This window comes from Stenotrophomonas maltophilia (assembly GCF_006974125.1).
Classification (GTDB): Bacteria; Pseudomonadota; Gammaproteobacteria; order Xanthomonadales; family Xanthomonadaceae; genus Stenotrophomonas; species Stenotrophomonas maltophilia_O.
In genome coordinates, this window is the sequence record NZ_CP037858.1 from 4,182,168 (window position 1) to 4,208,989 (window position 26,822).

A 26,822-nucleotide genomic window follows, 5' to 3' on the forward strand; every position below is an offset into this window, starting at 1 on the left:
GCCGGGCGTGGCCCGGCGCTACCGGGCCACATGGCCGGATCAGTGAGCGCTGCGCGCGCCACCCACCTGCTCGATCAACGTCTTGCTGGCCGCATTGAGTCCGACCACCGTCACCTCGGCACCGTGCGCGGCCAGCTTTTCCTGCGCTCGCTCCAGCGCGGCCACGGCAGTCAGGTCCCACAGGTGGGCATCGCGCAGATCAATCTGCACCTTCGGCGCCACGTGCTGGTAGTCGAACGCCGCTCCCAGCTGCCCCGCCGAGGCAAAGAACACCTGTCCACGCACGCGGTAGACCTGCGTGTCACCAGCATCATCACGCTGCACGTCCAGCATGCGGCCAACCTTGCGCGCGAAGAACAGGGCCGACAGCAGCACACCGCTGAGCACGCCCTTGGCCAGATCGTGGGTGGCCACGGTGACCACCACGGTCAGCAGCATCACCGCAGACGAGCTGCGCGGATGCGTGCGCAGGTCGCGCAGCGAGCGCCAGCTGAAGGTGCCGATGCTGACCATGATCATCACCGCCACCAGCGCGGCCATCGGGATCTGCCGCACCAGGTCGCTGCCATACACCACCAGTACCAGCAGGAACACGCCGGCCACCAGGCAGGACAGGCGGCCGCGGCCACCGGAGGTCACGTTGATCACCGACTGGCCAATCATCGCGCAGCCGGCCATGCCGCCGAGGAAGCCGGTGACCGTATTCGCCACGCCCTGGCCGACGCATTCGCGGTTGCGCTCGCTGGGCGTCTCGGTGATGTCCTCGACGATCTGCAGGGTCATCATCGATTCGAGCAGGCCGACCACCGCCAGCGTGGCCGACACCGGCAGCAGGATGCGCAGCGTCTCCCAGGTGAGCGGCACGTCGGGCAGCAGGAAATGCGGCAGGCTGTCGGGCAGCTGGCCCATGTCGCCGACGCTGCGCACCTCCACGCCGAAGCCGATCACCACGGCAGTGAGTACGACGATGGCCACCAGCGGCGACGGCACCGCGCGGGTGATGCGTGGCAGCAGGTAGATGATCGCCAGCGCGGCGGCGCACAGTACGTACACCGTCGGGCCGCGGCCGATCAGCTCGGGCATCTGTGCCAGGAAGATCAGGATCGCCAGCGCGTTGACGAAGCCGGTGATGACCGAGCGCGAGACGAAGCGCATCAACGAGCCCAGCTTGAACACGCCCGCGAGCACCTGCAGCAGGCCCGCCAGGATGCTGGCAGCGAACAGGTACTGCAGGCCATGGTCCTTGACCAGGTCGACCATCACCAGCGCCATTGCACCGGTGGCGGCGGAGATCATGCCGGGGCGGCCGCCAGCGATGGCGGTGATGACGGCAATGGAGAACGCGGCATACAGGCCGACCTTGGGGTCGACGCCGGCGATGAGCGAGAACGCGATGGCCTCGGGAATCAGGGCCAGGGCGACGACGATGCCGGAGAGCAGGTCGCCACGGATGTTACCGAGCCATTGCTGGCGCAGGGGGTAGGACGTTTGCATGGGAAAACTCCGCGCGCAGGCGGGCGTGGCCGCATGGCGCTGCAGTGGAAAGACACGGGTTCCTGAGCCGGGCAGGCCGGCTGCCGATGTACGGCGAGGGTCAGGGTGGCGTGATCACTGCAGGCGGGCGTCGGTACGTGGGAGGGAGGCAGTCTACGGCACAGGGCTGCCCAGGGACAGCGTCGGCAGGCCGCAACGGCAGTGAAGCATGGCGCCGCTCTACAATCGGGCCATGGCCACCCACCGCCCGCAGTTCTTCGACCCCGCCACCGAACAGGGCGTGCTTCGCCTGTCGATCGCCGCTTCGCTGCTGCTGGCCGCGGCGGCCGTGGTGTTCGGCCTGCTCGCCAATTCGTCGTTGATCATCTTCGACGGCATCTATGGCCTGATCGACGTGGTGATGACCTGGCTGTCGCTGCTGGTGGCGCGGTTGATCGCGCTGTCCACGCAGACCGATGCGCTGCAATCGCGGCTCAACCAGCGCTTCACCATGGGCTTCTGGCATCTGGAGCCGATCGTGCTGGGGGTGAGCGGCACGCTGATGATCGGCGCGGCGCTGTATGCCCTGGTCAATGCGGTGGATGCGTTGATGTCCGGTGGCCGCCATATCGCGCTGGGCCCGGCCATTGCCTTCGCCGGGCTGTCGATCGTGGGCGAAGGTGCGCTGGCCTGGTTCATCCTGCGCGCCAACCGCCGCATCGGCTCGGAATTCATCGCGTTGGACGCGAAGAACTGGGTGATCGCGGCCAGCATGTCGGCCTGCTACCTGCTGGCCTTCCTCGGCGGCGTGCTGGTGCAGGGCACCTCGCTGGCGTGGATCGGGCCGTACATCGACCCGGCCATCCTCGCCTTCGTCTGCGTGCTGGTGATGATCGCCCCGCTCGGTACCGTGCGCCGGGCGCTGGCCGGCATCCTGCTGGTCACCCCGCCGGAACTGCAGGCGCACGTGGATGCGGTGGCACGCGCGATCGTGGCCAAGCACGGCTTCGTCGAGCACCGCAGCTACGTGGCGCAGGTGGGGCGTGGCGAGCAGATCGAGCTGTTCTTCGTGGTGCCGGAAAACGACCCGCCGCGACCCTTGGTGGAATGGGATCAGCTGCGCGACGAGATCGGAGATGCGCTGGGCGAGGCCTCACCGGACCGCTGGCTGACCATCATGTTCACCACCGACCGCGAATGGACGATCTAGGTCGCCAGGACGATCGATCAAGTTTTTCGTACGCATTGCAACCCAACGTACGCGGAAACCGGGCAAAGTAGGCTCCAACGCACCACCCACTCACCGACCAGGAGCATCCCGATGTCCATCGAAAAGGTTCTGTACACCGCCCAGGCCACCTCCACCGGCGGCCGTGAAGGCCGTTCCGTCTCCTCCGACAACGTGCTGGACATCCAGCTGTCGACCCCGCGCGAGCTGGGCGGCGCCGGCGGCCCGGGCACCAACCCGGAACAGCTGTTCGCGGCTGGCTACTCGGCCTGCTTCCTGGGCGCGCTGAAGTTCGTGGCCGGCCAGGCCAAGGTCGCGCTGCCGGCCGACACCACCGTGACCGGCAAGGTCGGCATCGGCCAGATCCCGACCGGTTTCGGCATCGAAGCCGAGCTGACCATCAACGTGCCGGGCGTGCCGCGCGAGCAGGTGGAAGAACTGGTGCAGAAGGCGCACATCGTGTGCCCGTACTCGAATGCCACCCGCGGCAACATCGACGTGACGCTGATCGTTGCCTGATGGGGTGATGCCGGCCAGCGGCCGGCACTACCCGCGCGGGGCAAAAAAATGGGCGGATGCCGGTCGAAACCGGGCATCCGCCCATCCCACCTCGGGTGGGCCCCGGCACGTGGCCGGGGACGCATTCGCTGCGGCGCGCATCCATCCTTCTGGAGAAGAGCCCCCTTCCTTCTGGAGAAGAGCCCCCTTGTTGTTCAAGGGGGCGCGCCAACGGCGCGGGGATAAGGTGGAATGCGCGGACCAGCGACCAGTTACTGGTCGCTGGTGATCAGCTGCACGACGCTGGAGAAATCCAGCTTGCCGCGGCCGGCCTGGTGGTTCATCGAATACAGGTTGCGGGCCACTTCGCCCAGCGGGATCGAGGCACCGACACTCATCGCCGCTTCCACCGCCAGGCCCATGTCCTTCAGCATCAGGTCGCTGCCGAAACCGCCGCTGTAGCCGCGCGACGCAGGCGCGTTCTCCAGCACGCCCGGCCACGGGTTGCACACTTCGGTGGCCCAGCTGCGGCCGGTGCTGACCGCCATCATCTGCGACAGCACCTTCGGGTCCAGCCCGTGCGCCACGCCGAGCGCGATGGCTTCGCCGGTCACCGCCATGATCACGCCCAGCGCCATGTTGTTGCACAGCTTGGCAACCTGGCCGGCACCACTGGCGCCCACGTGGAAGATGTTCTTGCCCATCGCCTGCAGCACCGGGCGCGCGCGTTCCAGCGCGTCCTTTTCACCACCGACGATGAAGGTCAGGGTGCCGGCCTGGGCACCGGCGGTACCGCCGGACACCGGCGCGTCGATCATCTGCAGGCCACGCGCGGCCGCGGCTTCGGAAACCTTGCGCGCGCTCGCCGGGGCAATGGTGCTGCAGTCGATGACCAGTGCACCGGCCGGAATCGCGGCGAGGATGCCGTCATCGCCCAGGTACACGCCTTCGACATGGCGGCTGGCCGGCAGCATCGAGATCACCACTTCGGCGTCGGCCAGGGTTTCACGCGCCGACGCAGCCGCGCTGGCGCCGGCATCGACGGCCGCCTGCACCGCGGCCGGGACCAGATCGAACACGCGCACGGTGTGGCCGTTCTTGACCAGATTGGCGGCCATCGGGCCACCCATGTTGCCCAACCCAATGAATGCAATGCGGCTCATGCCAGGCTCCTTTCAGCGACGGGGGTGCCCAGGTCGGCCAGCGGATGCGCGGCATCGGCCCAGGGCGAAGCGAAGAACGTATCGGCCCACTCGGCGGTGGCCTCGGCCAGCGTGGCCGGGTTCCACTGCGGGTTGCGGTCCTTGTCGATCAGCAGCGCGCGGATGCCTTCGGCGAAATCGCCGTGGGCGGCGCAGTGCAGCGCGGTGATGTACTCCAGCCGGTAGACGCTGGCCAGGTCCTGGCCGGCGCTGCGGCGCTGCAGTTCGAAGGCCAGCCGCGCCGAGCCGGGCGCACCGGCGGCGAGGGTCTTCTGTGCGGCCTGCAGCCAGGCATCGTCGGTCTGCAGGCCGGCAATGCGCGCCACGATGGCCTGCAGGTCATCGCCTTCGCACAGCGCCTCGACCTGCGCCGCATGGGCCAGCAACGGGCCGGTGGCGGCGTCGCTGGCGTGCGACTGCAGCAGATGGGTCAGGCGTTCGTGGTTGTGTGCGGCATCGCCCGACCAGGCCACCTGCAGCAGCGCGTCGAACACCGCGCTGCGGCGTTCTTCGGTCACGTGCACATCGGCCAGGCCGGCATAGATGGCATCGCCCGGGTTGAGCAGTGCGCCGGTCAGGGCCAGGAACAGGCCGCCCTTGCCCGGCACGCGCGGCAGCAGCCAGCTGCCACCGACATCGGGGAACAGGCCAACGGTGATTTCCGGGAAGGCCAGCTTGGAACGTTCGCTGACCACGCGGTGGCTGGCACCGGACATCAGGCCGATGCCGCCGCCCATCACGATGCCGTGACCCCAGCACAGGATCGGCTTGGCGTAGGTGTGGATGAGGTAGTCGACGCGGTACTCGACGTCGAAGAACTCCGCTGCGTAGTCGTTCTCGCGGATGTCGCGGCGGCCATCTTCGCGGAAGGCAACCATGCTCTTGTACAGGCTGTGCAGGTCACCGCCGGCACAGAATGCTTTTTCACCGGCGCCCTGCAGCACCACCATGGCGATGCCGTCGTCGTCGGCCCAGGCATTCAACTGCTTCAGCAGCAGGTGTGCCATCGGCAGCGAGAAACCGTTGAGCGTACGCGGCGCGTTGAGCGTTGCGATGCCGATGCGCGCGCCGTTGCCGGCCACGCGCTCTTCGAACAGCACCGGTGCGTCGTCGGCAGCGGTGTCGGTGCTCATGCGTTCTTCCACTGCGCGGCGCGCTTTTCCAGGAAGGCAGTCACGCCCTCGACCTGGTCGGCGGTGTCGAACAGGTCGACGAAGGCTTCACGCTCGGCCACCAGTGCCGAGGCGTGGGTGCCGGTGCGGGTGGACTGCACCAGGGTCTTGCAGGCGGCGATGCTGGTCGGGCTCTGCTTGCCGGCCTTCTTCGCCCATTCCAGGGCCAGTGCCTTGGCTTCGCCCTTGCCGACCTTTTCTTCGGCCAGGCCAATGCGCAGCGCGGTCTCGGCGTTGATGCGCTCACCCAGCAGGATCATGCGCTTGGCCCAGCCCTCACCGACCAGGCGCGGCAGGTTCTGGGTGCCACCGGCGCACGGCAGCAGGCCGACGGTGGCCTCCGGCAGCGCGACCTGGGCATGGTCTTCGATGATCCGCAGGTCGCAGGCCAGTGCGCATTCCAGGCCACCGCCCATGGCGTAGCCGTTGATCGCAGCGATCGACACGCCACGGAAAGCGGACAGCGCTTCGAAGGCTTCACCGAAGCGGCGTGCGGCTTCACGTGCAGCGGCCTTGTCGCCGGAGGCGAACTGGTTGAGGTCGGCACCGGCGGAGAAGAACTTCTCGCCGTCACCGGTGATCACCAGCGCGTAGATCTCGCGGTCCGCGTTGAGCGCGCCCACCAGGTCGCGCAGCGCCGACAGGCTGTGCACGGTCCAGGTGTGCGCCGGCGGGTTGTGCAGGGTGACTACGGCGGTGTGGCCATCGACCTCGACCTTCAGACCCACGTGCTCCTGGGTACGCCAATCCTTCATCGCAGTTCCTCTTCGGTGTTGAGCAGGTGGCGGGCAACGATCACCCGCATGATCTCGTTGGTGCCTTCCAGGATCTGGTGCACGCGGCTGTCGCGCAGCAGGCGCTCGATCGGGTATTCGCGGATGTAGCCGTAGCCACCGTGGATCTGCAGCGCTTCGTTGCAGATCTTGAAGCCGGCATCGGTGGCGAAGCGCTTGGCCATCGCGCACCACACGTTGGCATCGCTGGCACCGGCGTCGAGCTTGCGCGCGGCCGAATGCACCATCTGCCGCGCGGCGACCAGTTCGATGGCCATGTCGGCCAGCTTGAACTGCAGCGCCTGGAATTCGGCCAGCGCCTTGCCGAACTGGCGGCGCTCGCCCATGTAGCGGCGTGCGGCATCCAGCGCGCCCTGCGCGGCACCCAGCGAGCAGGCAGCGATGTTGATGCGGCCGCCGTCCAGCCCCTTCATCGCCAGCTTGAAGCCGCCGCCTTCCTCTCCCAGAAGGTGGCTGACCGGCACGCGGACGTTTTCGAAGGTGATGCCGCGGGTGGGCTGGCTGTTCCAGCCCATCTTCTCTTCCTTGCGGCCGAAGCTGATGCCCGGCAGGTCCGACGGCACTGCAATGGCGCTGACACCACCGGCACCGGCACCGCCGGTACGTGCCATCACCACCAGCAGCTCGGTGGCACCGGCACCGGAGATGAAGGCCTTGGAGCCGTTCAGCACATAGAAATCGCCATCGCGCACGGCGGTGGTCTTCAGCGAGGCCGCATCGGAACCGGCACCCGGTTCGGTCAGGCAGTACGAGGCCAGCTTGTTGCCCGAGGACAGGTCAGTGCCCCACGCATCGCGCAGTGCCGGCTGGCCCCACTTGGACACCATCCACGAGGCCATGTTGTGGATGCTGATGTACGCCGCGGTCGACGGATCGACGTTGGCGAGCTCCTCGATGACGACGGCGGCGTCCAGTCGGCTCAGGCCGCTGCCGCCCACTTCCGGGTCCATGTACAGACCGCAGAAGCCCAGTTCACCGGCCTTGGCGATCGCCTCGCGCGGAAAGATGCCCTCCGCATCCCATCGCGCGGCGTGCGGCGCCAGTTCGGCCAGTGCGAAGTCGCGCGCCGCCTCGCGGTACGCCTGCTGTGCTTCGTCCAGTTCCGTCGTCATCGAGTGGCTCATGGCTGCTCCTGCCGTTACTTCAGGCTGATCGTGGTGTTGACGCCGTGGCTCAGCGTCTCGTCATCGAACCAGCGTGCGGTGACCGTCTTGGTCTGGGTGTAGAACAGCACCACCTGCTTGCCGTACGGGCCCAGGTCGCCCAGCTTGGACGCGCGCGAGCCGGTGAACGAGAACAGCGGCACCGGCACCGGGATCGGCACGTTGATGCCGACCTGGCCGACGTCGATGTCTTCCTGGAACCTGCGCGCAGCCGCGCCGGACTGGGTGAACAGTGCGGTGCCGTTGCCGTTCGGGTTGCTGTTGACCATCGCAATGGCCTCTTCCAGCGTTTCCGCTTCGAGGATGACCAGCACCGGTCCGAAGATTTCTTCCTGGTAGATGCGCATGTCGGTGGTGACACCCGCAAAGATGGTCGGGCCGACGAAGTTGCCCTTCTCGAAACCATCCACCTGCGGCTTGCGGCCATCCAGCACCAGCTTGGCGCCCTGCTCCACGCCCGAGGCGATCAGGCCTTCCACGCGCTCGCGGGCGCTGCAGGAAATGACCGGACCGACGTCGGTGCCGGACACGGTACCGCCGCTGACCTTGAGGGTCTTGGCCTTGGCCACCAGGTCCTGCACCCAGTTGCGTGCTTCACCGACCAGCACCAGCGTGGAGGCGGCCATGCAGCGCTGGCCCGCCGCACCGAAGGCGGCGCCGACCATCGCGTTGAGGGTCTGTTCCTTGTTGGCGTCCGGCAGCACCACGGCGTGGTTCTTGGCGCCCATCATGCACTGCACGCGCTTGCCGGCCAGCGAGGCACGGTTGTAGACGTGGGTGCCGACGCGGGTGGAACCGACGAACGACACAGCCTTGATGTCCGGGTGGTCGCAGATCGCGTTGACCACTTCCTCGCCACCATGGACGACGTTCAGCACGCCCTTCGGAATGCCGGCTTCCAGCGCCAGTTCGACCAGGCGCATGGTCACCATCGGGTCCTGCTCGGACGGCTTGAGGATGAAGGTGTTGCCGGTGGCAATGGCCATCGGGAACATCCACAGCGGGATCATCGCCGGGAAGTTGAACGGGGTGATGCCGGCGCACACGCCCAGCGGCTGCATGATCGTGTAGGTATCCACGCCATTGGCCACGTTGTTGGCCAGCTCGCCCAGCTGCAGGTTGCCGATGGCGGCAGCGTGCTCGACCACTTCCAGGCCGCGGAACACATCGCCTTCGGCATCCGGCAGGGTCTTGCCCTGTTCGGCGGTAAGGATATGGGCCAGCTCGCTCATGTTCTCGCGGATCAGCTGCTGGTACTTCAGGAAGATGCGCGCGCGGGTGCCGATCGGGGTCTTGCGCCAGGTCTTGAAAGCTTCCTTGGCGGCGGCGACGGCGGCGTCCACTTCGCCGGTGGTGGCGAACGGCACCTTGGCCAGCACGTCCTGGGTGGCCGGATTGATCACGTCCTGCCAGTGGGAGGTGGCCGATTCGATGAACTGGCCATCGATCAGCATGCGGATACGGGGCGCTGCAACAGTCATGACGACAATCCCACGGGCTCGAAAGATGCTTGGCATTATTCACAGCACCCACCTCGATTTCCGGGCTGAATCCGCTTAATCTGGCCAACACGCCAGACGATTCATGTTAATTCTGTGAATTATTCAGCCACCCAGCGGCAACTTGGCCTCCGCCTGCTGCGCCTGCGCGAGCAGCGCGGCTACAGCCAGGCCGACCTGGCACGGGCGCTGGGGCTGTCGGCCAGCTACCTGAACCAGATCGAGCGCAACAAGCGCCCACTGACGCCGGCGGTGCAGAAAAAGCTGGGTGAGGTATTGGGCGATGTTTCCTCACTGTTCGACGAAGATGAGCCCGCCGCGCTGCAGGAGGCACTGGGCGAGACCCTCCGCGACCTGGGCCTGGCCGAGGTGAGCGCCATCGAGCTGCGCGCCCTGGCCGGCAACCTGCCGCAGGTCAGCCGCGCCCTGCTGGACCTGCACCGCCGCCACCTGGCCCTGCGCGAACATGCCGCCGCCCTGGAATTCCAGCTGGGCGAGCCGGGTGCCGGCAGCACTCTGCCTGCCGGTGACCAGGTGCGCGAGTTCTTCAACCGCATGCACAACCACATCCCCGAGCTGGACGAACTGGCCGAGCGCCTGTTCGCCGAGTGGGGGTTGTCGCCCGGGCATGTGGCACCCCGGTTGCGCCAGCTGCTGGCCGACCGCCATGGCGTGCTGGTGGAAGTGGCCGCGCTGCAGGCCGGGCGCGAAAAGCGCCAGTACGACGCCGGCACGCGCCGGTTGTGGCTGCCGGACTACCTGGAGCCGGGCCAGCAGGCGTTCCAGATGGCGGCCGAGCTGGCCCTGCACGGCTACCTGCCGCAGATCGATGCGGTGGTGGCACGCGCCGGCTTCACCGATGAGGCACGCATCGCGCAGGCGCGGATTGGCTTGTCGAATTACTTCGCCGGTGCGTTGGTGATGCCGTACATGCGCTTCCTGCGGGCGGCCGAAGCCAGCAGCTACGACATCGAACTGCTGGCGCATCAGTTCGGTGTGGGCTTCGAAGCGGTCTGCCATCGGCTGAGCACGCTGGCACGGCGCAGCGCGCCCGGGCTGCCGTTCTTCTTCATCCGCGTGGACCGCGCCGGCAATGTGTCAAAGCGTCATTCGGCCACCGATTTCCATTTCTCGCAGGTGGGTGGTTCGTGCCCGCTGTGGATCGTCTACGAGGCGTTCAACCAGCCCGGCCGCATCCTGACCCAGACCGCGCGCATGCCCGACGGGCGACGCCATTTCTGGCTCGCGCGGCAGGTCAGCAGCGGGCCGGTCGGGCATGGGCAGCCGCGCAAGACCTTCGCCGTGGCGCTGGGCTGCGATCTGCAGCATGCCGAACGGCTGGTGTATTCACTGGGGTTGGACGTGCAGAGCCCGGGCAATTCGGTGTCGATCGGGCCAGGTTGCCGGGTGTGCCCGCGCGAGGACTGCATGCAGCGCGCGTTCGCGCAGTTGCCGGGGCGATAGGGTTGGTTCGGCAGGGCTGCGCCCTGCACCCGTGGTAGTGCCGGCCGCTGGCCGGCAACAGCAACAACAAAGGCAAAAGCTGCCATTCCGTGGGATGCGGGGTGGGTCCGGTTGCGGGGGACGCCGTGAATACGTCCCTGTAGGCTCGGTCGCGCCATCCATGGCGCTCACGCCCCCGCAACCGGACCCACCCCGCCTTCGACAGTTTCCCGCTGCTGTTGGTGGGTGCTGACCATTGGTCGGCACGCTGCTGTTGGTGGGTGTCGACCTTGGTCGACACGGTAGTTCCACGCCATGCGTGGATGCTCTTCGATGAAGGTTCGAAATATTCGATTGCGATGGGATTCCATCCACGCATGGCGTGGATCTACTAAACCTTTCGTGCGTAGGCTGCATCCCAATGCAATGCCTGCCCATGGAGACACCGATGTCCCTGTTGCGCTCTTGCCTGGCCCTGCTGCTCACTGCCACCGCCGCGCCGGCGTGGGCGACCTTTTCCATTGCGGCCTGCAATGAGGCCGGCGACTGCGGTGTGGCGGTGGCCACGCACAATCTCGGCGTCGGTGGCGTCGGGGTGCCGTGGGCACAGGCGAAGGTGGGGGCTGTCGCCAGCCAGTTCGAGACCAACCCGACCTACGGCTCGAAGGGGCTGGCGCTGCTGGCCAAGGGCCGCACACCCGTGCAGGTGCTGAAGCAGCTGCTGGACGAAGATGGCAACTTCGATGGCACCACGCTTGCCGAACGGCAGGTGGGATTGGTCAGTGCCCGTGGTGGCAATGCGCAGTACACCGGTGCTGCCGCGCAGCAGGCGGATTGGGCCGGCGCGCAGGGCGAGGGCATGCTGAGCCTGCAGGGCAATGGGCTGGCCGGGCCGGAGGTGCTGGCCGCGATGCAACGGGCCTTCGGCGCATCACACGGAGAATTGGCTGCGCGCCTGCTGGCGGCACTGGAAGCGGGCCAGGCCGCAGGCGGCCAGCGCAGCGGGCAATGGTCGGCGGCGCTGCTGGTGCGCACGCCGGGGGGCGACTGGCAGGACACCGACCTGCGCGTGGACGCTGATCCACGCGCGGTCGCGAAGCTGCGCGAGCTGTACGACATGCGTCTGTCCAACGAGGCGATCATCCGCGCGGAGGAGTATTGGGAGAAGGGTGATGTGGCAGCTGCGCGCGCGGCGCTGGCAACGTCGCTGTCACTGGCACACGGCTGGGACCGCACCTGGGCGCGCGCGGCGCGGCTGGCCATGCAGCAGGGAGATACGGCGCTGGCACGCGAGTATCTGGCGGGCCTGCGTGCGCTCAATCCGGGCTGGGTGAAGCAGGAGCTGGCGTTGCCGCTGTATGCGCCGTTGCAGGGTGATGCGGTGGTGGAGGCGTGGCGCTGAGGCGCCCCGGGGAGGGGTCAGATCCGTTTTCCTGCGGAAAACGGATCTGACCCCGATTGCCCCCGATTGGAGATGCATCCACGCATGGCGTGGATCTACCGGGGACCGGCTCAGTAGATCGGCGTCACCTTCATCTGCGGCAACGGTCGCGGTGCGCCGTCGGTAAGGTCCGGGCCGAGGTCATCCCAGCTACGGCCCTGCTCGACCATCAGCCCCCACAGCTGCTGGGAGGCCAGCCGCTTGTCCTCCGATCCCAGCTTGTACGAGGGCGGTGCCGGTTCACCACGGGCGACCATCGAATAGGCCGCACGGTAGGCCAGCACCTGCTGCGCCGGGTCATCGGTGCGCGCTACCTCCAGCGTGTAGCGCTGGTAGGCCGAGGCCAGGTTGCGCCAGCGGATCCAGTAGTGGTTCTCGAACGAGAACGAACAGAAGCGCGCACCGGCCAGGCTGCCCTTGTCGGCGATGCGGGAGAGCACCTCCTGTGGCATGTCCAGGTTCATGCCACCCTCGTCGCCCTGCAGGCTGACATGCACGATGCGGTCGCGATAGCCCGGCGCGCGCGCCTGCAGCAGGTCGCGCCAGTTCTGCATGGTCGCCACCACCGCGAACAGGAAACGACCCAGTTCGGCAGCGGCCAGCGGCGTGGCGATCGACTGGTAGGTGCGCTGCCAGCCATGCCGGTTCTCGGTCGGCAGGAACACCGCATGTTCCAGCGCCTGGCGGCCGCTGCTGCCATGACTCACGTCGTCGGCGTGCTGCGGGTAGACCAGGTTGATTGCAAAGGTCGGCCAACGCGGCAGGGCCGCGTCGAAGAGGTGGATCGGGAAGTTGCTGCTGATGCCGCCATCGGAGAACCAGCAGATGCGGAAGGCGGTGATCACCGGGCCGCAGGCCTGCCCGGCGCTGGTCAGCCCTTCCATGCTGTCGGCCACGTTGTGCTCGGGGTCGGCCGCCGGCGCAGTCGGCTCGCAGCGACGCTCGCGGCGCGAAGGTTCGTGCAGCGGCACGGCGCTGATCAGCAGCGGGAAGCTCAGGCTCATGCGCGTGGCCACCAGCACCGGCAGCTGCGGGCCCGGCGGCAGGTGGTAGTACTGTCGTCCCTCCACGTCCAGCGGCGGTCCGGCCTGCGTCACCAGCCACTGCACCACGCTGGCCGGGAACAGCTGCTCGAACTCCTCGCGCAGGAACCAGAACTGCGCGCCACCCAGCGGCAGCGTGCGCGGCTCGTTGTGCGACACGCAGGTGGTGATCATCTGCAGGCTGATCGCATGCGGGCTGTCCGGTTCGCCGGCATAGCGCGGTGCGTCGTGCAGGTCCGCGAAGGTCAGCGGGGCATCCAGCGGCTTGCCGGACAATTGCTGCAGGCACGTGTGCAACCACTCGGTCAATGCCGGCTTGCGCGCATCGCGGCCGAGACCGCTGCACAGGCCCAGCAGGTTGCGCCGTGCCACCCGCGCGACCCGCAGCGCGGCACCGGCAACGCCCGCACCGTAGGCGCACAGCAGCGACGGCAGCAACGTGGCGGCCACGCCGCTCCAGCCGCCGCCCCACCAGCCCAGGCCCAGCAGCAACGCCAGCGACACCAGCACCTCAAGCGGCGCGATCTCGAACACCGCGATGGCCAGGCACAGCAGCTTGTGCGGCAGGCTGGCATTGCCGGTCAGCACCACCAGCAGCCGATACGCCGCACGCGCACCGCGCGCCGGCTGGAACAGGCTGTAGATGAAACCGCGCCGCGACAGCTGCGCCGACACCGCCGACAAGCCGCCATAGCCCGCGTCGCCGGGCAGGCGCTCACCGGCCTGCTGGCGGCGATCACCGCAGGCCGCCGCAGCCGCCACCGCTGCGGCGATGGCGCCGGCCGAGGTGCCGCCGATGCTCTTGAAGCGATACTCGCGGGCCAGCGCCAGTACCGCATTGGGGTACACGATGCCGCTGGTGATGCCGCCTTTCATGACCAGATCGCAGTACTTGTCCGCCACTATCCTGCCCCCGCTGACTGTGCCCGAGATGCCATCCGACGCTACGGGTGCAGTATGACGCGAAGCCTTCTCACCGCCTGAGAACCCGCCCACGGAAGCGCCACTGGCCGCCTCCAGCGGTACATGGCGGCAGCATGAAACCGAGGCATCCACGCACGGCGTGGATCCACCGCTCAGGCCCGGCCGGCAATCAACGCTGCTGCGGACAGAGCGCCACGCGCTTGCTGCCCGCATCGATCAGCACCGCCGCGTCCTGCAGTGCGTGCGCGCCGATCACCGCCTCCGGGTAGTGATCAGAGACGCGCACGTCGAGATTGCGAAGCGTCAGGCCACCGACCACCAGCGGCACGTCCAGCCGTGCCCGGCCGCTCTGGATCCGGCCGTGGCTGAGGGCCAGTGGTTCGCCCGCGACAACCGTGCCGCTGGCTGCACGCTCATGGAGTGCAGCAGGCAGCACCAGCGCCACGTTTGCGCCGGTATCCAACTGTGCTTCGGTCGTAACCGTGCCGATCTGCACCGGAATGCGGAAGGCCCGCGTGTAGGCCAGCGTACCCGGCTGCCCCGGCAGCAATCGATGGTCGCGGCGAAAGCGCAGCCGCTTGCGTGGGAAGTCGAGCACCAGCAGGCCATCGTCGAAGAAATCGCGCGCCAGGATCCCATCGAAGGCGGCGGCCTCGGACTGTCGGGCGTTGTAGTCGCGGGTGATCGCCACCACGTCCTGGCGGCGCACGCCACCAAGGGCGAGCGCATCGAAGCGGACCGTAGCGGCATCGGCGGTGCGCACGCCATCGGAATGAGAGGCGGTGCCCCCCATTGGCAGATTCAGCGCGCGCACCAGGCGGGTATCGGCACGTGCCACACCACTCGCACCGGTATCGACGGCGAAGCGGAACGTACCTGCGTCATTGACCTGCACCTGCAGGTAGATGCGCCCATCGACAACCTCGAACGGAACATCGATGACGGTTTCACCGGGCGCAGTGGCCAATGCACATGCCGGGCCAGGTGAAGGCAGTGCATGGGCCCATCCGGAAAGGCAGAGCAGCCCCATCGCCCATACGGGCAGGCAGCGCCGCCTGGCACGGGTCGGGGCAGTTGGATGCCCGGTGCGGGCGTGTGGGGGCGTTGCGGCAAGACTGTCCATGGGCAGGGTTCCAAGCGGTCCTGCAGCATGGATGCGCCACGGGCCCGCACGGTTGCACCCTGCGGACCTTGACCATCGCCGCCAACGGGTCCACCGTGCACACGCCGAAGGTATCCTTCCCGACGTTTCGATAACGGGATGGATTTAAACGGGAATCCGGTGAAGGCGCCTCGCGCGCCCATTCCGGAGCTGCCCCGCAGCGGTGAATGGAAACGAATCCTGCCAACAGCACTGGGCACATGCCTGGGAAGCGGCAGGTAGTAGGTGGGCTGCGGCCCGTGTCCATCAGCCCGAATACCGGCCACGGCCGGGGGACACGACCGTCCCCTGATTCGACCTGGACTCTCCGCGGGGAGGGTGCCGGGGCCGCCGTTGTCCTGCGCGTGCAGGCAGCGCGGCCGCGCGCGTCCTTTTCACGGTATCCGGCCCGCCCTGTTCCACCCACGCGCTGATGCATGGGCCACCGTCGCTGCCGGCGGTCCATGCGGTACCTGACGATGACCGATCTCCAACGCCCCACCCTGACCCTGCCCGCCGACGGCAAGCGCCTGCTGCTGCATTCGTGCTGCGCGCCCTGTTCGGGCGAAGTGATGGAGGCGATCACCGCCTCCGGGATCGACTACGCGATCTTCTTCTACAACCCCAACATCCACCCGGTGAAGGAGTACGAGCTGCGCAAGCAGGAGAACATCCGCTTCGCCGAGCAGCACGGCATTCCCTTCATCGATTGCGACTACGACACCGACAACTGGTTCAGCCGTGCGCGTGGCATGGAGAACGAGCCCGAGCGCGGTATCCGCTGCACGATGTGCTTCGACATGCGTTTCGAGCGCACCGCGCTGTACGCGCATGAACACGGCTACGACACCATCAGCTCGTCGCTGGGCATCTCGCGCTGGAAGAACATGACGCAGATCAACGACTGCGGCATCCGCGCCGCATCGCGCTATGAAGGCCTGCAGTACTGGGACTACAACTGGCGCAAGGGTGGCGGTGCCAGCCGCATGATCGAGATCAGCAAGCGCGAGCAGTTCTACCAGCAGGAATACTGCGGCTGCGTGTACTCGCTGCGCGATGCCAACCGCCATCGCCGCGAGAACGGCCGGGAGCGGATCAAGATCGGCCTGCTGTACTACGGGCAGGACGCTGAGACGCCGCAGGGCGATTGACCTGCGCCGCCGGGGCGGCCACGCTGGTCGCCCCCTTGTGATGTAGTGGATCTGCCATGACCGCCCTGCCCGCCGATGTCGCCCTGCTGGTGATCGACCTGCAGCCGGACTTCATGCCCGGTGGCGCGCTGGCCTGCGACCAGGGCGATGCGCTGGTGGCACCGATTGCCGGACTGCTGGCACAGCGCCGCTACCGCACGGTGGTGGCCACCCAGGACTGGCACCCGGCCGGCCACGCCTCCTTCGCCAGCCAGCACCCCGGCAAGCGTCCGTTCGAGACCATCCTGCTGCACGCGCAGCCGCAGACGCTGTGGCCCGACCATTGCGTGCAGGGCAGCGATGGCGCCGCGCTGCACCCGGGCTTGGACTGGACCGTGGCCGACCTGATCCTGCGCAAGGGCACGCGCCAACAGGTGGATTCGTACAGCGCCTTCCGCGAGAACCACGGCCCCGATGGCGAGCGCCCGGCCACCGGCCTGGCCGGCTGGCTGCACGAGCGCCGCATCCGCGAAGTGCACGTGTGCGGCCTGGCCCGCGACTACTGCGTGCTGTGGAGCGCGCAGGACGCGGTGAAGTCTGGCTTCCGGGTGAAGTTCCTGTGGGAGCTGACCAAGCCGGTGACCGAGGCCAACGACGCAATGGTGCGCGAGGCGCTGGGGAAGGCGGGAATCGCGATCATCTGATGGACGACCGCCGGGCATGATCCGGCGCCACCGGTAATCCGACCCGAAACGGTAGTGCCGGCCGCTGGCCGGCAACCCCGGGATCCCTGCTGTTGCCGGCCCGCGGCCGGCACTACCGGAACACCACCGTGCGGTGCCCGTTGAGCAGGATGCGGTGCTCGACATGCCGGCGCACGGCACGCGCCAGCACCAGCGATTCGGTGTCACTGCCCAGCCGCACCAGTTCGCGCGGTGCCATCGCGTGGTCCACGCGAGCCACATCCTGTTCGATGATCGGGCCTTCGTCCAGATCCTCGGTGACGTAGTGCGCGGTGGCGCCGATGATCTTGACCCCGCGCGCGTGTGCCTGATGGTACGGCTGCGCGCCCTTGAAGCTGGGCAGGAAGCTGTGGTGGATGTTGATCGCGCGGCCCGCCAGCGCGCGGCACAGCGTGGGCGACAGGATCTGCATGTAGCGCGCCAGCACCACCAGGTCGATGCGCTCGCGCTCGACCAGGTCGATGATCTGCTGCTCCTGCACCGCGCGCGTTTCCGCGTTCACCGGCAGATGATGGAACGGCACCTGGTAGGACGCGGCCAGCGGCGCGAAGTCGGCATGGTTGGACGCCACTGCGGCGATGTCCACCTTCAGCTGGCCGCTGTGGGCGCGGAACAGCAGATCGTTGAGGCAGTGCCCCTGCTTGCTGACCAGCACCAGCAGCCGCGCGCGGCGTCGGCCATCGTGCAGCTGCCAGTCCATGCCGAAGCCTTCGGCGAGCGTTGCCATGGCGGTGTGCACGGTCTCCAGCGGCAAGCTGGCGTCGCGGTCGAAGTGCACGCGCAGGAAGAAGCGGCCGCTTTCCTCATCGCCGAACTGCTGCGCGTCGAGGATGTTGCAGCCGTGGTCGAACAGAAGGCCGGACACGCGGTAGACGATGCCGGTGCGGTCGGGGCAGGACAGGGTAAGAATGGAATCGGGGCGCATCTTCCGAGTGTAGGGCAGCGACCTGCCTGCCGGATCGATGGTCTCCGATGCAACCGAACTGCTTGGTTCAGTCCCAAGCGATACTTGGGCGTCCCCATGGCAAGCTGGTCGGTCATGAACCTGTTGCAACTGATCCGCAGCTTCACCCGCACCGCAGAGACCGGCAGCATTGCCGCCGCGGCCCGCATCCTTGGCATCAGCGCCACCGCAGTCGGCCAGAACATCAACCGTCTGGAGGCCCATCTGGGCGTACGGTTGCTGAACCGAAGCACGCGCCAGCTGGCCCTCAGCGAGGCCGGTGCGCTGTACCTGGCCCAGGTGCGCCACATCGAAGCCGACCTGGCACGCGCGCAGGCCATGGTCACCGCCGGCGACATCGAACCGGCCGGGCCACTGCGCATCGCCAGCAGCAGCGCGTTCGGTCGCCACGTGCTGGCACCGTTGCTGCCGTCGCTGCAGCAGCGCTATCCACAACTGCAGCTGGAGCTTCGCCTGACCGACCGCGCCGTGCAGCACGGGCCGGAAGCGGTGGATGCCAGCATCCGCATCGGTGCGCAGCTGGAGGACGGCGTAGTCGCACGGCAGCTGGCGCGCGTGCCCTTCGTGTTCTGTGCCTCACCGGCCTACCTGACGGCACACGGCACCCCGCAGCAACCCTCCGACCTGGGCAGCCATCGTGGTCTGCTGCACCGCTTCCCCACCGATGGCCGACCATTGCGCTGGGGCCTGCTGAAGGACGGCCAGCGCGTGGACGCCGCGCTGCCACCGAGCATGGTCTGTGATGACATCGATGCGCTGGCGACGCTGGCGGCGGCCGGTGCCGGCATTACCCGGCTGGCCGCATTCGTGGCCGAGCCGTACCTGCGCGATGGCCGCCTGCAGGCGGTGTTCGGCGCCAACACCGCGTGGCGCCCGGAACCGATGGAGGTCTACTTCTGCGTCAGCGACCGCCGCGACTTCACCGCCAAGATCCGCGCGCTGTTCGAGCACCTGCAGGCCGGCATCACGCCGGCCTGGCGGGTGTGAGCCTCAGCGTGCCTTGAATCAGCGTGCCTTGAACACGCCACGCGCGTCGCGCGGCTCACAGCGCAGGTACTGCGGCGCCGGTTCCACGCTGTCGCGCAATGCAGCAGCAGCGTGCCACGGCCAGCGCGGGTCGTAGAGGATGCCGCGTGCCAGCGCGACCGCATCGGCGTGGCGATGGCGCAGGATCGATTCGGCCTGCTCCGGTTCGGTGATCATGCCCACGGCGATGACCGGCATGCGCACCTTGGCCTTGATCGCCGCCGCGAACGGCACCTGGTAACCCGGACCGACGGTGATCTTCTGGCGCTCGTCCAGGCCACCGCTGGAAACGTGCAGGAAGTTGCAGCCGCGCGCATCCATCACCTGCGCCAGCGCTTCGCTCTGCACCAGATCCCAACCACCGTCGACCCAGTCGCTGGCGGAAATGCGCACGCCCACAGCGACCTTGTCGGACACTGCCGCACGCACGGCATCGAACACTTCCACCAGCAGACGCAGGCGGTTCGGCAACGAGCCACCGTAGCCGTCGGTGCGGCGGTTGCTGAGTGGGGACAGGAACTGGTGCAGCAGGTAACCGTGGGCCGCATGCAGCTCGATCAGCTCGAAGCCCAGGCGCTCGGCACGCACGGCGCTGGCGGCGAAGGCAGCGACGACTTCGGCAATGCCGGCCTCATCCAGTTCCTGCGGCGCCGGATCGGCTGCGTGGAACGGCAGCGGCGACGGCGCCACGGTGGCCCAGCCACGCGCATCATCGGCCGGCAGCTGGCCGCCGCCATCCCACGGGCGCTTCACCGACGCCTTGCGACCGGCGTGGCCGAGCTGGATACCCAGCGGCATCGGCGACCAGCGGCGGACGCTGGCCAGTACCTGTGCCAGTGCCGCTTCGGTGCCGTCATCCCACAGGCCCAGGTCGGCCCAGCTGATGCGGCCACGCGGCTCGACCGCGGTGGCTTCCAGGATCAGCAGGCCGGCGCCGGACTGCGCCAGGTTGCCCAGGTGCATGGCATGCCAGTCGCTGGCGCGGCCATCTTCGGCGGAGTACTGGCACATCGGCGCGATGACGATGCGGTTGGACAGGGTCAGGGGGCCGAACGAGATCGGCGAAAACAGCTGGCTCAAGACGGTGATGAACGACGAAGGGGGGGCGTATTGCACCGCCGCACGGCCTGCGAATCAACCGTCTGGATGGATCGCTGTTTCGCGGGGGCGGGTCACCGGTAGCGCCGGGCATGGCCCGGCGCTACCGGGTCGCAAAACCCGCCAACGCCTCGGCGCAGTCCCGCTCATCCTTGAACTGCAGCAGGTCGTCGGCGCGGGTGCGGCCACGGTTCAGCGCCGCCACCGGCAGTCCTGCCCTGGCCGCTGCCTGCACGAAGCGGAAGCCGGAATAGACCATCAGCGACGAGCCCACCACCAGCACGGCGTCTGCCTGCTGCAGGTGCCCATGCACCGCCTCCACGCGCTCCCGCGGCACGTTTTCACCGAAGAACACCACGTCCGGCTTCAGCAGGCCGCCACAGTACGGGCAACCGGGCACCACGAAGCTGGAGAAATCGGTCTCCAGATCGGCATCGCCGTCGGGGGCGATGCCAGCCTCCAGGGCATCCCAGCCGGGATTGGCGTCCAGCAGGCGCTGCTGGAAGTCCTCGCGGCCGCTACGGCGCTCGCAGCCCATGCAGCGCACCAGGTCCAGGCGGCCATGCAGGTCGATCACGTTGCGGCTGCCGGCGCGCTGGTGCAGGCCGTCCACGTTCTGGGTCAGCAGTACCTGCAGCTTGCCGCTGTTTTCCAGTGCGGCCAGGGCCTGGTGGGTACCATTGGGCCGTGCCAGGCCGAACCGCGGCCAGCCCAGCAGGCTGCGCGCCCAGTAGCGCTGGCGGGTGGCCGCTTCGCCCATGAACGCCTGGTAGGTCACCGGTGGCGTACGTTTCCACTGGCCGTCGGTATCGCGGTAATCGGGAATGCCCGAGGCGGTGCTGCAACCGGCACCGGTCAGCACGAACAGGCGCTGGGCGCGGTCGATGAAGTCGGTCAGCGGCAGGGTCATGGGTACCAGATGGGGGCGCATGCGCGCCCCGGCAAGCGCCGGTCCAGTCGGCCGGGTCAGGCCACCGGCAGGGGCGGCACTGCGATCGGATGGCCTTCCTCGTCCAGCGCGATCATCACAAAGTGGCCGCGGGTACACAGCTTGCGCTCGCCGCTGTGCAGGTCTTCGGCGACCAGCTCCACCTCGACCTTCATCGAGCTGCGGCCGACTTCGACGATGCGGCCGATGGTTTCCACCATCTGGCCGATGCGGATCGGCAGCTTGAAGTCGACCTGGTCGCTGCGCGCGGTCACCACGGTGCGGCGCGAGTAGCGCGCAGCGGCCAGGAAGGCGGCCTTGTCCATCCACGCCAGCGCCTGGCCACCGAACAGGGTGCCGAGGTGGTTGGTGTGGTTCGGGAAGACGATTTCGGCCATGCGCACTTCGGTGGGCGGCACGGTCTCGGGGATCGGGGTCATGGGGGTGCTTCGGTGTGTGGGGTCCGGTAATTTTATGCGACCGGCGTGACGGCCATCGGAACGCATGTGCAATGGCCACCTGGCAGCGGTGCTTGCGCAGGCACCGCCCGTGGCAGGCGCTACACTGCGCCACGCCCACCGCCAGGACCGCCCATGCCCGCCACTTCCGACCTTCTGGCTTTTGCACTGGTCTCGCTGGCCATGGTGATCACGCCCGGGCCGAACATGATCTACGTCATCTCGCGCTCGATCTGCCAGGGGCCCATGGCGGGACTGATCTCGCTGGGCGGGGTGGCGCTGGGCTTCGTGTTCTACATGCTGTGTGCGGCGCTGGGCATTACCGCCCTGTTGATGACGGTACCGTTTGCCTACGACGCGCTGCGCATCGGCGGCGCGCTGTACCTGCTGTACCTGGCGTGGCAGGCGCTCAAGCCGGGTGGCCGTTCGCCGTTCGCGGTGCGCGACCTGCCGCAGGACAGCCCGCGCAAGCTGTTCACGATGGGCTTTCTGACCAATCTGCTGAACCCGAAGGTGGCCGTGATGTACCTGTCGCTGCTGCCGCAGTTCCTGCATCCCGACGGCGAAGGCAGTGTGCTGATGCAGTCGATCGTGCTGGGCTCCACCCAGATCCTGGTCAGCGTCAGCGTGAACGGCATGATCGCGCTGACTGCAGGCAGCATCGCCGGCTTCCTGGCTGCGCGCCCGACCTGGCAGGTGGTGCAGCGCTGGCTGATGGGCACGGTGCTGGCCGGGCTGGCGGTACGCATGGCGGTGGAAGGACGGCGCTGATCGCGGCGTGCCCTCCAGGCGATACGCCCAGCCCCGTGATCAGAACAGTTCGGCGTGGTAGAAGCTCGGTTGTGCCGACCAGGCCTTGATATCGCCACATTGCGGCACGCTGGTGTAGTACAGGCGGATGGGAATGGCGGAGACCTTCGCACTCATCAGCATGGCGTAGGTTGCCTTGCAGACCTCCGGCGGCATGCTGAAATCGCCTTTGCTGACGATGTTGCAGACCGCGTGGATGGGCGAGGCGGTGGTTGCCACGAACACCTTGCCGCTGGCATCGATGGAAACGTTGGCCACCTTGGAATCGCAGTTCGTGCCATGGGCCAGTGACGGACAGGCGACCAGGACGGCGAACAGTCCTCCCATCCATCCACGAAACACGGTCTTGCGGGTTGCTGTTCCAGGCACTGCAGTCTCCATTGCGACCTCCAGGGTCCATTCAATTCCACCACCATGGTGGGAACACGCGTACGGGAACGCGGCGCTGGGATTGTCCGCGCGTCATTCCTGCCGTGGCGTCCCCTCTTCCTGTCCAGGCACGGCATGGGTACGACGTACCGCCGCCGCCGGAGTCCAGCGAGAATAGCCCATCTTGTTGATGCGCAACAAAAAACCCCGGCATTGGCCGGGGTTCTTCGTTGCGACAGGCCTGACCGGTCCGATCAGAAGTTCATGTCGAAGGCCACTTCGCCCTGCACGCCGACCTGGTAGGCCGAGACGCGGCGTTCGAAGAAGTTGGTCAGTTCCTGCACGTCCTGCAGTTCCATGAACGGCAGCGGGTTGCGCACGTTGTACTTCTTTTCCATGCCCAGCTTGGCGAAATGCTGGTCGGCGCAGTGCTGCAGGTACTGGCGCATGTCGCGGGTCGAGATACCGGCCACGCCGCCGGACAGCACGTCCTCGGCGAACTGCACTTCGCATTCGATGGCTTCGGCCAGCATGTCGTAGACCTGCTGCTTCATCTCTTCGTCGAACAGGTCCGGCTCTTCCTCGCGGACAACACGCACCGACTCGAACGCGAACTCCATGTGCGCGCTCTCGTCGCGGAACACCCAGTTGGTGCCCGAGGCCAGGCCCGGCAGCAGGCCGCGCGAACGGAAGTAGTACACGTAGGCGAACGCGGCGAAGAAGAACAGGCCTTCGATGCAGGCAGCGAAGCAGATCTGGTTGAGCAGGAACTGGCGGCGCTCGGCGCGGGTCTCGATGCGCTTCAGGTCCTGGATCGAATCGATCCACTTGAAGCAGAAGTCGGCCTTCTTCTTGATCGAGTCGATGTTCTCCACCGCGGCGAAGGCTTTGACGCGCTCCTCCGGATCCGGCAGGTAGTTGTCGAGCAGGGTCAGGTAGAACTGCACGTGCAGCGCTTCTTCGTACAGCTGGCGCGACAGGTACATGCGCGCTTCCGGCGCATTGAGGTGCTGGTACAGGTTCAGCACCAGGTTGTTGGACACGATCGAGTCGCCGGTGGCGAAGAACGCGACCAGGCGGTGGATCAGGTGGCGCTCACCCGGCGACATCTTGCTGTGCAGGTCGGTGATGTCGATCTGGAAGTTGATCTCTTCCACCGTCCAGGTGTTCTTGATCGCGTTCCGGTACATGTCATAGAACTGCGGGTAGCGCATCGGGCGCAGGGTCAGTTCAAAACCGGGATCGAGCAGCATCTGCTTGGGCTTGTCGGCCATGGGTGTTTCCTTGAATTCCTGGGTGAGCCGCCGGGCATGGCCCGGCGCTACCGTGGGTGTTTTTTCGCAGCCGAGCATGGCTCGGCTCTACAGGTGCGAGGTGCCGGCGGGGCCGGCACAGCGCGTTTTACTGGCAGGCCTCGCAGGCTTCCGGGTTTTCCAGCGAGCAGGCGATGGCTTCGTCCGGGCTGAACACCTTGGCCGGGGCTGCGCTGCTCACCGTGGTCTTGGCGATCTTGGTGGCCGGGCGCGAACGCAGGTAGTAGGTGGTCTTGATGCCCTGCTTCCAGGCGTACATGTACATGGAAGACATCGCGCCGATGTTCGGGCTTTCCATGAACAGGTTGAGCGAGGCCGACTGGTCGATGAAGGCGCCACGCTCGGCGGCCATGTCGATCAGCGAGCGCATCGGCAGTTCCCACGCGGTGCGGTAGACCTCGCGCAGCGTTTCCGGAATCTGCGCCACGCCGGCGATGGAACCTTCGGCCAGCTTGATGGCATCGCGCATGTCGGCGGTCCACAGGCCCAGCTTCTTCAGCTCGTTCACCAGGTAGCGGTTGACCTGCAGGAAGTCACCGGACAGGGTCTCGCGCTTGAACAGGTTGGACACCTGCGGCTCGACGCACTCGTAGCAGCCGGCGATCGAGGCGATGGTCGCGGTCGGGGCGATCGCGATCATCAGCGAGTTGCGCAGGCCGTGTTCCTTGATGCGCTCACGCAGGGCATCCCAGCGTGCGGTGTCTTCCGGCACCACGTTCCAGGCGTCGAACTGCAGTTCACCACCGGCGGCACGGGTGTCGTTGAACGACGGGTGCTTGCCACGTTCCTGGGCCAGCTCGCAGGAGGTTTCCAGCGCGTGGAAGTAGATCGCTTCGGCAATCTTCTTCGACAGGGCGCGGGCTTCGGCGCTGTCGAACGGCAGGCGCTTGCGGAAGAACACGTCCTGCAGGCCCATGCAGCCCAGGCCGACCGGACGCCAGCGCAGGTTGGCGCGGCGGGCGGTTTCGATCGGGTAGAAGTTCAGGTCGATGACGCGGTCGAGCTGGCGCACGGCCAGGCGCACGGTCTCGGCCAGCTTCTCGAAGTCGAACTCGTTGTGCTCGTCGAAGTGGTTGCCCAGGTTGATCGAACCCAGGTTGCACACGGCGGTTTCATCGTTGGAAGTGACTTCCAGGATTTCGGTGCACAGGTTGGACAGGTGGATCACGTTGCCCGGACGCAGGGTCTGGTTGCTGGCGCGGTTGCACTTGTCCTTGAAGGTCATCCAGCCGTTGCCGGTCTCGGCCAGCGTACGCATCATGCGGGCATACAGCTTGCGCGCGGAGATGGTGCGGTTGGCCTTGCCCTGGGCTTCGGCCTGCAGGTAGGCGGCCTCGAAGGCTTCGCCGAACAGGTCGGTGAACTCCGGCACGACGCGCGGATCGAACAGCGACCATTCCTGGTCGGCTTCGACGCGCTTCATGAACAGGTCCGGCACCCAGTTGGCCAGGTTCAGGTTGTGCGCACGGCGGGCTTCGTCACCGGTGTTGTCACGCAGCTCGAGGAAGTCCTCGATGTCGGCATGCCAGGTTTCCAGGTACACGCAGGCCGCGCCCTTGCGCTTGCCGCCCTGGTTCACCGCGGCCACGGACGAATCCATGGTCTTCAGCCACGGCACGATGCCGTTGGAGTGGCCGTTGGTCGACTTGATCAGCGAACCACGCGAGCGCACGCGGGTGTAGCTGACGCCGATGCCGCCGGAGAACTTCGACAGCTGGGCGATATCGCCGTACTTGGAATAGATCGACTCCAGCGAGTCCTGCGGCGAGTCCAGCAGGAAGCACGAGGACAGCTGCTCGTGGGTGGTGCCGGAATTGAACAGGGTCGGGCTGGACGGCAGGTAGTCCAGGTTGCCCATGCGCTTGTACAGCGCCAGGGTCTCGGACACGTCCTCGCTCAGCGCGCTGGCGATGCGCAGGAAGAACTGCTGCGGGGTCTCGATCACCTTGCGGGTGTGCGGGTGGCGCAGCAGGTAACGGTCGTACAGGGTACGCAGGCCGAAGTAATCGAAGTTCAGGTCCAGCGAGATGTCGATGGCATCGTTGAGCTTGCGCGCGTTGGTCTGCACGAAGTTCAACAGGCGGTCGTTGATCAGGCCGACTTCATGGCCACGGCTGACCGACTGCGAGAACGCGTAGATTTCCTGGCCCGAGACTTCCTTGGCGATGTAGTTGGCCAGCAGGCGCGCAGCCAGGCGGCCGTACTCGGGCTCTTCACCGATCAGCAGGGCGGCGGTGCGGATGGACAGTTCGTCCAGCTCGCGGGTGGTGGCGCCGTTGTACAGGCCGGAAATGGTGCGGGTGGCCACGCGCATCGGATCGACAGCGTGCAGGCCTTCGGAGGAACGCTGCACCGCGCGCACGATCTTGTTCAGGTCCACCAGTTCGGTCGTGCCATTGCGCTTGGTCACACTCATCGCGTTGGCCGTCGGCGGCGACGTCAACAGGAATTCGCTTTCCTTCTCGATGGTGGCGCTGGATTCGGTGGTCACGGCGGGTGTCCTCTTGGCGTGATTGGTGGGTGCTCGATGCATCGGGTGACGCAGCCCGGGACATGACAGCCCAGGATGGCAGGACGGCGTCGCAGGGGATGAGACCCTGCGCCTGCCACTGCCGTTGACGATCGCGGATGGGTACCCCGGGCACCCCTGGAATTGGGGTTGCTGCGACCGACGGCCACAAGATAGTGGGGGTAATGGGGTCCGTCAACGCCAAATGTAGTGAAATTCGGCAATCCCTTGCGCCGCAAGGATCGTGCCATCGGCGCCCGGATCAGACGCTTCAGACCTGCCGGAACGGGCTGCGCAGTCAAGCCCGAAAGGCGTCATTGCGGTGGTACAACGCACCGCGAAAACGGAACAATGACAGCTTCACATGACAGTGATGAAACTGGCTAGGGACAACCCTGTGGATAGATGGTGGGCAGCCGGTGGGAAAGCCGGTATGGCCGGTTGGATGCCATC

General features: G+C 67.1%; 23 protein-coding genes and 1 riboswitch. Of the genes, 8 read left to right on the top strand and 15 right to left on the bottom strand.

Annotation, left to right across the window (positions count from 1 at the left end):
* Positions 1-39 precede the first annotated feature (39 nt).
* A complete protein-coding gene (locus EZ304_RS19345) occupies positions 40-1,494 on the bottom strand; it encodes a SulP family inorganic anion transporter (RefSeq protein WP_142807900.1) in 1,455 nt (484 codons plus the stop codon).
* Positions 1,495-1,702: 208 nt separating this feature from the next.
* On the opposite strand from EZ304_RS19345, the gene EZ304_RS19350 reads away from it, so the two are divergent.
* Positions 1,703-2,683, top strand: coding sequence for a cation diffusion facilitator family transporter (locus EZ304_RS19350; protein WP_126928271.1), 981 nt, complete (start codon positions 1,703-1,705; stop codon positions 2,681-2,683).
* 111 nt (positions 2,684-2,794) lie between these two features.
* The gene (locus EZ304_RS19355) at positions 2,795-3,220 is read left to right on the top strand and encodes an organic hydroperoxide resistance protein (protein WP_004153735.1); all 426 of its coding nucleotides are present in this window, start codon (positions 2,795-2,797) and stop codon (positions 3,218-3,220) included.
* Between the two features lie 251 nt (positions 3,221-3,471).
* Here the strand turns inward: EZ304_RS19355 and mmsB are convergent, their stop codons facing one another.
* From mmsB to EZ304_RS19380, 5 genes are read right to left on the bottom strand one after another with little or no spacing between them, the layout of a single operon-like run.
* A complete protein-coding gene (gene mmsB / locus EZ304_RS19360) occupies positions 3,472-4,362 on the bottom strand; it encodes a 3-hydroxyisobutyrate dehydrogenase (protein WP_142807901.1) in 891 nt (296 codons plus the stop codon).
* Positions 4,359-5,534, bottom strand: coding sequence for an enoyl-CoA hydratase/isomerase family protein (locus EZ304_RS19365; protein WP_142807902.1), 1,176 nt, complete (start codon positions 5,532-5,534; stop codon positions 4,359-4,361). The genes mmsB and EZ304_RS19365 overlap by 4 nt, the downstream gene beginning before the upstream one ends.
* On the bottom strand, positions 5,531-6,328 hold the full coding sequence (locus EZ304_RS19370) for an enoyl-CoA hydratase (protein WP_099559702.1): 798 nt from the start codon (positions 6,326-6,328) through the stop codon (positions 5,531-5,533). The genes EZ304_RS19365 and EZ304_RS19370 overlap by 4 nt, the downstream gene beginning before the upstream one ends.
* On the bottom strand, positions 6,325-7,491 hold the full coding sequence (locus tag EZ304_RS19375; RefSeq protein WP_142807903.1) for an acyl-CoA dehydrogenase family protein: 1,167 nt from the start codon (positions 7,489-7,491) through the stop codon (positions 6,325-6,327). Before EZ304_RS19375 ends, EZ304_RS19370 begins: the two co-directional genes overlap by 4 nt.
* Positions 7,492-7,505: 14 nt before the next feature.
* The gene (locus EZ304_RS19380) at positions 7,506-9,011 is read right to left on the bottom strand and encodes a CoA-acylating methylmalonate-semialdehyde dehydrogenase (protein WP_099551531.1); all 1,506 of its coding nucleotides are present in this window, start codon (positions 9,009-9,011) and stop codon (positions 7,506-7,508) included.
* Positions 9,012-9,125: 114 nt separating this feature from the next.
* Here EZ304_RS19380 and EZ304_RS19385 point away from each other — a divergent pair, with 114 nt between their 5' ends.
* Both EZ304_RS19385 and EZ304_RS19395 read left to right on the top strand, forming a co-directional pair.
* Entirely contained in the window at positions 9,126-10,493 is a 1,368-nt protein-coding gene (locus tag EZ304_RS19385; protein WP_099551532.1) for a helix-turn-helix domain-containing protein, read from the top strand.
* 427 nt (positions 10,494-10,920) lie between these two features.
* On the top strand, positions 10,921-11,874 hold the full coding sequence (locus EZ304_RS19395) for a DUF1028 domain-containing protein (RefSeq protein WP_142807905.1): 954 nt from the start codon (positions 10,921-10,923) through the stop codon (positions 11,872-11,874).
* 110 nt (positions 11,875-11,984) lie between these two features.
* On the opposite strand, the gene EZ304_RS19400 is transcribed toward EZ304_RS19395, so the two are convergent.
* Complete coding sequence (locus EZ304_RS19400) at positions 11,985-13,832, bottom strand: patatin-like phospholipase family protein (protein WP_185959197.1); 1,848 nt, start codon at positions 13,830-13,832, stop codon at positions 11,985-11,987.
* Positions 13,833-14,049: 217 nt separating this feature from the next.
* Positions 14,050-14,847, bottom strand: coding sequence for an aspartyl protease family protein (locus EZ304_RS19405; protein ID WP_185959198.1), 798 nt, complete (start codon positions 14,845-14,847; stop codon positions 14,050-14,052).
* Positions 14,848-15,108: 261 nt separating this feature from the next.
* Positions 15,109-15,323, top strand: a riboswitch (cobalamin riboswitch).
* Positions 15,324-15,485: 162 nt separating this feature from the next.
* Between EZ304_RS19405 and EZ304_RS19410 the strand changes: the two genes are divergently transcribed.
* Together EZ304_RS19410 and pncA are read left to right on the top strand one after the other, a co-directional pair.
* Entirely contained in the window at positions 15,486-16,172 is a 687-nt protein-coding gene (locus tag EZ304_RS19410; protein WP_428999705.1) for an epoxyqueuosine reductase QueH, read from the top strand.
* 56 nt (positions 16,173-16,228) lie between these two features.
* Positions 16,229-16,855 carry a bifunctional nicotinamidase/pyrazinamidase gene (gene pncA / locus EZ304_RS19415; protein WP_142807909.1) on the top strand — a complete coding sequence of 209 codons (627 nt, stop codon included), beginning with the start codon at positions 16,229-16,231 and terminating at the stop codon, positions 16,853-16,855.
* Positions 16,856-16,967: 112 nt separating this feature from the next.
* Here pncA and purU read toward each other — a convergent pair whose 3' ends face one another.
* Complete coding sequence (gene purU, locus EZ304_RS19420) at positions 16,968-17,819, bottom strand: formyltetrahydrofolate deformylase (protein ID WP_099551537.1); 852 nt, start codon at positions 17,817-17,819, stop codon at positions 16,968-16,970.
* Positions 17,820-17,933: 114 nt separating this feature from the next.
* Between purU and EZ304_RS19425 the strand changes: the two genes are divergently transcribed.
* Positions 17,934-18,845, top strand: a complete 912-nt coding sequence (locus tag EZ304_RS19425) for a LysR family transcriptional regulator (protein WP_099551538.1) — start codon at positions 17,934-17,936, stop codon at positions 18,843-18,845.
* Between the two features lie 18 nt (positions 18,846-18,863).
* Here EZ304_RS19425 and EZ304_RS19430 read toward each other — a convergent pair whose 3' ends face one another.
* The 3 genes from EZ304_RS19430 to EZ304_RS19440 form a co-directional block, all read right to left on the bottom strand.
* Positions 18,864-19,964, bottom strand: a complete 1,101-nt coding sequence (locus EZ304_RS19430) for an NADH:flavin oxidoreductase/NADH oxidase (RefSeq protein ID WP_111112503.1) — start codon at positions 19,962-19,964, stop codon at positions 18,864-18,866.
* Between the two features lie 121 nt (positions 19,965-20,085).
* Positions 20,086-20,892 (bottom strand): NAD-dependent protein deacetylase, encoded by an 807-nt coding sequence (locus EZ304_RS19435; protein WP_099603873.1) that lies wholly within the window; start codon positions 20,890-20,892, stop codon positions 20,086-20,088.
* 56 nt (positions 20,893-20,948) lie between these two features.
* The gene (locus EZ304_RS19440; RefSeq protein WP_049435481.1) at positions 20,949-21,350 is read right to left on the bottom strand and encodes an acyl-CoA thioesterase; all 402 of its coding nucleotides are present in this window, start codon (positions 21,348-21,350) and stop codon (positions 20,949-20,951) included.
* A 153-nt stretch (positions 21,351-21,503) separates the two neighbouring features.
* On the opposite strand from EZ304_RS19440, the gene EZ304_RS19445 reads away from it, so the two are divergent.
* On the top strand, positions 21,504-22,139 hold the full coding sequence (locus EZ304_RS19445) for a LysE family translocator (protein ID WP_099551541.1): 636 nt from the start codon (positions 21,504-21,506) through the stop codon (positions 22,137-22,139).
* A 39-nt stretch (positions 22,140-22,178) separates the two neighbouring features.
* On the opposite strand, the gene EZ304_RS19450 is transcribed toward EZ304_RS19445, so the two are convergent.
* The 3 genes from EZ304_RS19450 to EZ304_RS19460 all read right to left on the bottom strand — a co-directional run bounded on the left by EZ304_RS19450 (position 22,179) and on the right by EZ304_RS19460 (position 26,351).
* On the bottom strand, positions 22,179-22,547 hold the full coding sequence (locus EZ304_RS19450; RefSeq protein ID WP_260678149.1) for a hypothetical protein: 369 nt from the start codon (positions 22,545-22,547) through the stop codon (positions 22,179-22,181).
* 254 nt (positions 22,548-22,801) lie between these two features.
* Entirely contained in the window at positions 22,802-23,821 is a 1,020-nt protein-coding gene (locus EZ304_RS19455; protein WP_004153683.1) for a ribonucleotide-diphosphate reductase subunit beta, read from the bottom strand.
* A gap of 127 nt (positions 23,822-23,948) precedes the next feature.
* Positions 23,949-26,351, bottom strand: a complete 2,403-nt coding sequence (locus tag EZ304_RS19460) for a ribonucleoside-diphosphate reductase subunit alpha (protein WP_142807911.1) — start codon at positions 26,349-26,351, stop codon at positions 23,949-23,951.
* Positions 26,352-26,822 lie beyond the last annotated feature (471 nt).

Bases quoted from the DNA above. Each gene is read 5' to 3' on its own strand.
- EZ304_RS19380 (WP_099551531.1), bottom strand. From the start codon at position 9,011: ATGACTGTTGCAGCGCCCCGTATCCGCATGCTGATCGATGGCCAGTTC.
- mmsB (WP_142807901.1), bottom strand. From the start codon at position 4,362: ATGAGCCGCATTGCATTCATTGGGTTGGGCAACATGGGTGGCCCGATG.
- purU (WP_099551537.1), bottom strand. From the start codon at position 17,819: ATGCGCCCCGATTCCATTCTTACCCTGTCCTGCCCCGACCGCACCGGC.
- EZ304_RS19445 (WP_099551541.1), top strand. From the start codon at position 21,504: ATGCCCGCCACTTCCGACCTTCTGGCTTTTGCACTGGTCTCGCTGGCC.
- EZ304_RS19435 (WP_099603873.1), bottom strand. From the start codon at position 20,892: ATGACCCTGCCGCTGACCGACTTCATCGACCGCGCCCAGCGCCTGTTC.
- EZ304_RS19400 (WP_185959197.1), bottom strand. From the start codon at position 13,832: ATGAAAGGCGGCATCACCAGCGGCATCGTGTACCCCAATGCGGTACTG.
- EZ304_RS19365 (WP_142807902.1), bottom strand. From the start codon at position 5,534: ATGAGCACCGACACCGCTGCCGACGACGCACCGGTGCTGTTCGAAGAG.
- EZ304_RS19425 (WP_099551538.1), top strand. From the start codon at position 17,934: ATGAACCTGTTGCAACTGATCCGCAGCTTCACCCGCACCGCAGAGACC.
- EZ304_RS19350 (WP_126928271.1), top strand. From the start codon at position 1,703: ATGGCGCCGCTCTACAATCGGGCCATGGCCACCCACCGCCCGCAGTTC.
- EZ304_RS19345 (WP_142807900.1), bottom strand. From the start codon at position 1,494: ATGCAAACGTCCTACCCCCTGCGCCAGCAATGGCTCGGTAACATCCGT.
- EZ304_RS19440 (WP_049435481.1), bottom strand. From the start codon at position 21,350: ATGACCCCGATCCCCGAGACCGTGCCGCCCACCGAAGTGCGCATGGCC.
- EZ304_RS19375 (WP_142807903.1), bottom strand. From the start codon at position 7,491: ATGAGCCACTCGATGACGACGGAACTGGACGAAGCACAGCAGGCGTAC.
- EZ304_RS19455 (WP_004153683.1), bottom strand. From the start codon at position 23,821: ATGGCCGACAAGCCCAAGCAGATGCTGCTCGATCCCGGTTTTGAACTG.
- EZ304_RS19370 (WP_099559702.1), bottom strand. From the start codon at position 6,328: ATGAAGGATTGGCGTACCCAGGAGCACGTGGGTCTGAAGGTCGAGGTC.
- EZ304_RS19395 (WP_142807905.1), top strand. From the start codon at position 10,921: ATGTCCCTGTTGCGCTCTTGCCTGGCCCTGCTGCTCACTGCCACCGCC.
- pncA (WP_142807909.1), top strand. From the start codon at position 16,229: ATGACCGCCCTGCCCGCCGATGTCGCCCTGCTGGTGATCGACCTGCAG.
- EZ304_RS19355 (WP_004153735.1), top strand. From the start codon at position 2,795: ATGTCCATCGAAAAGGTTCTGTACACCGCCCAGGCCACCTCCACCGGC.
- EZ304_RS19410 (WP_428999705.1), top strand. From the start codon at position 15,486: ATGCGGTACCTGACGATGACCGATCTCCAACGCCCCACCCTGACCCTG.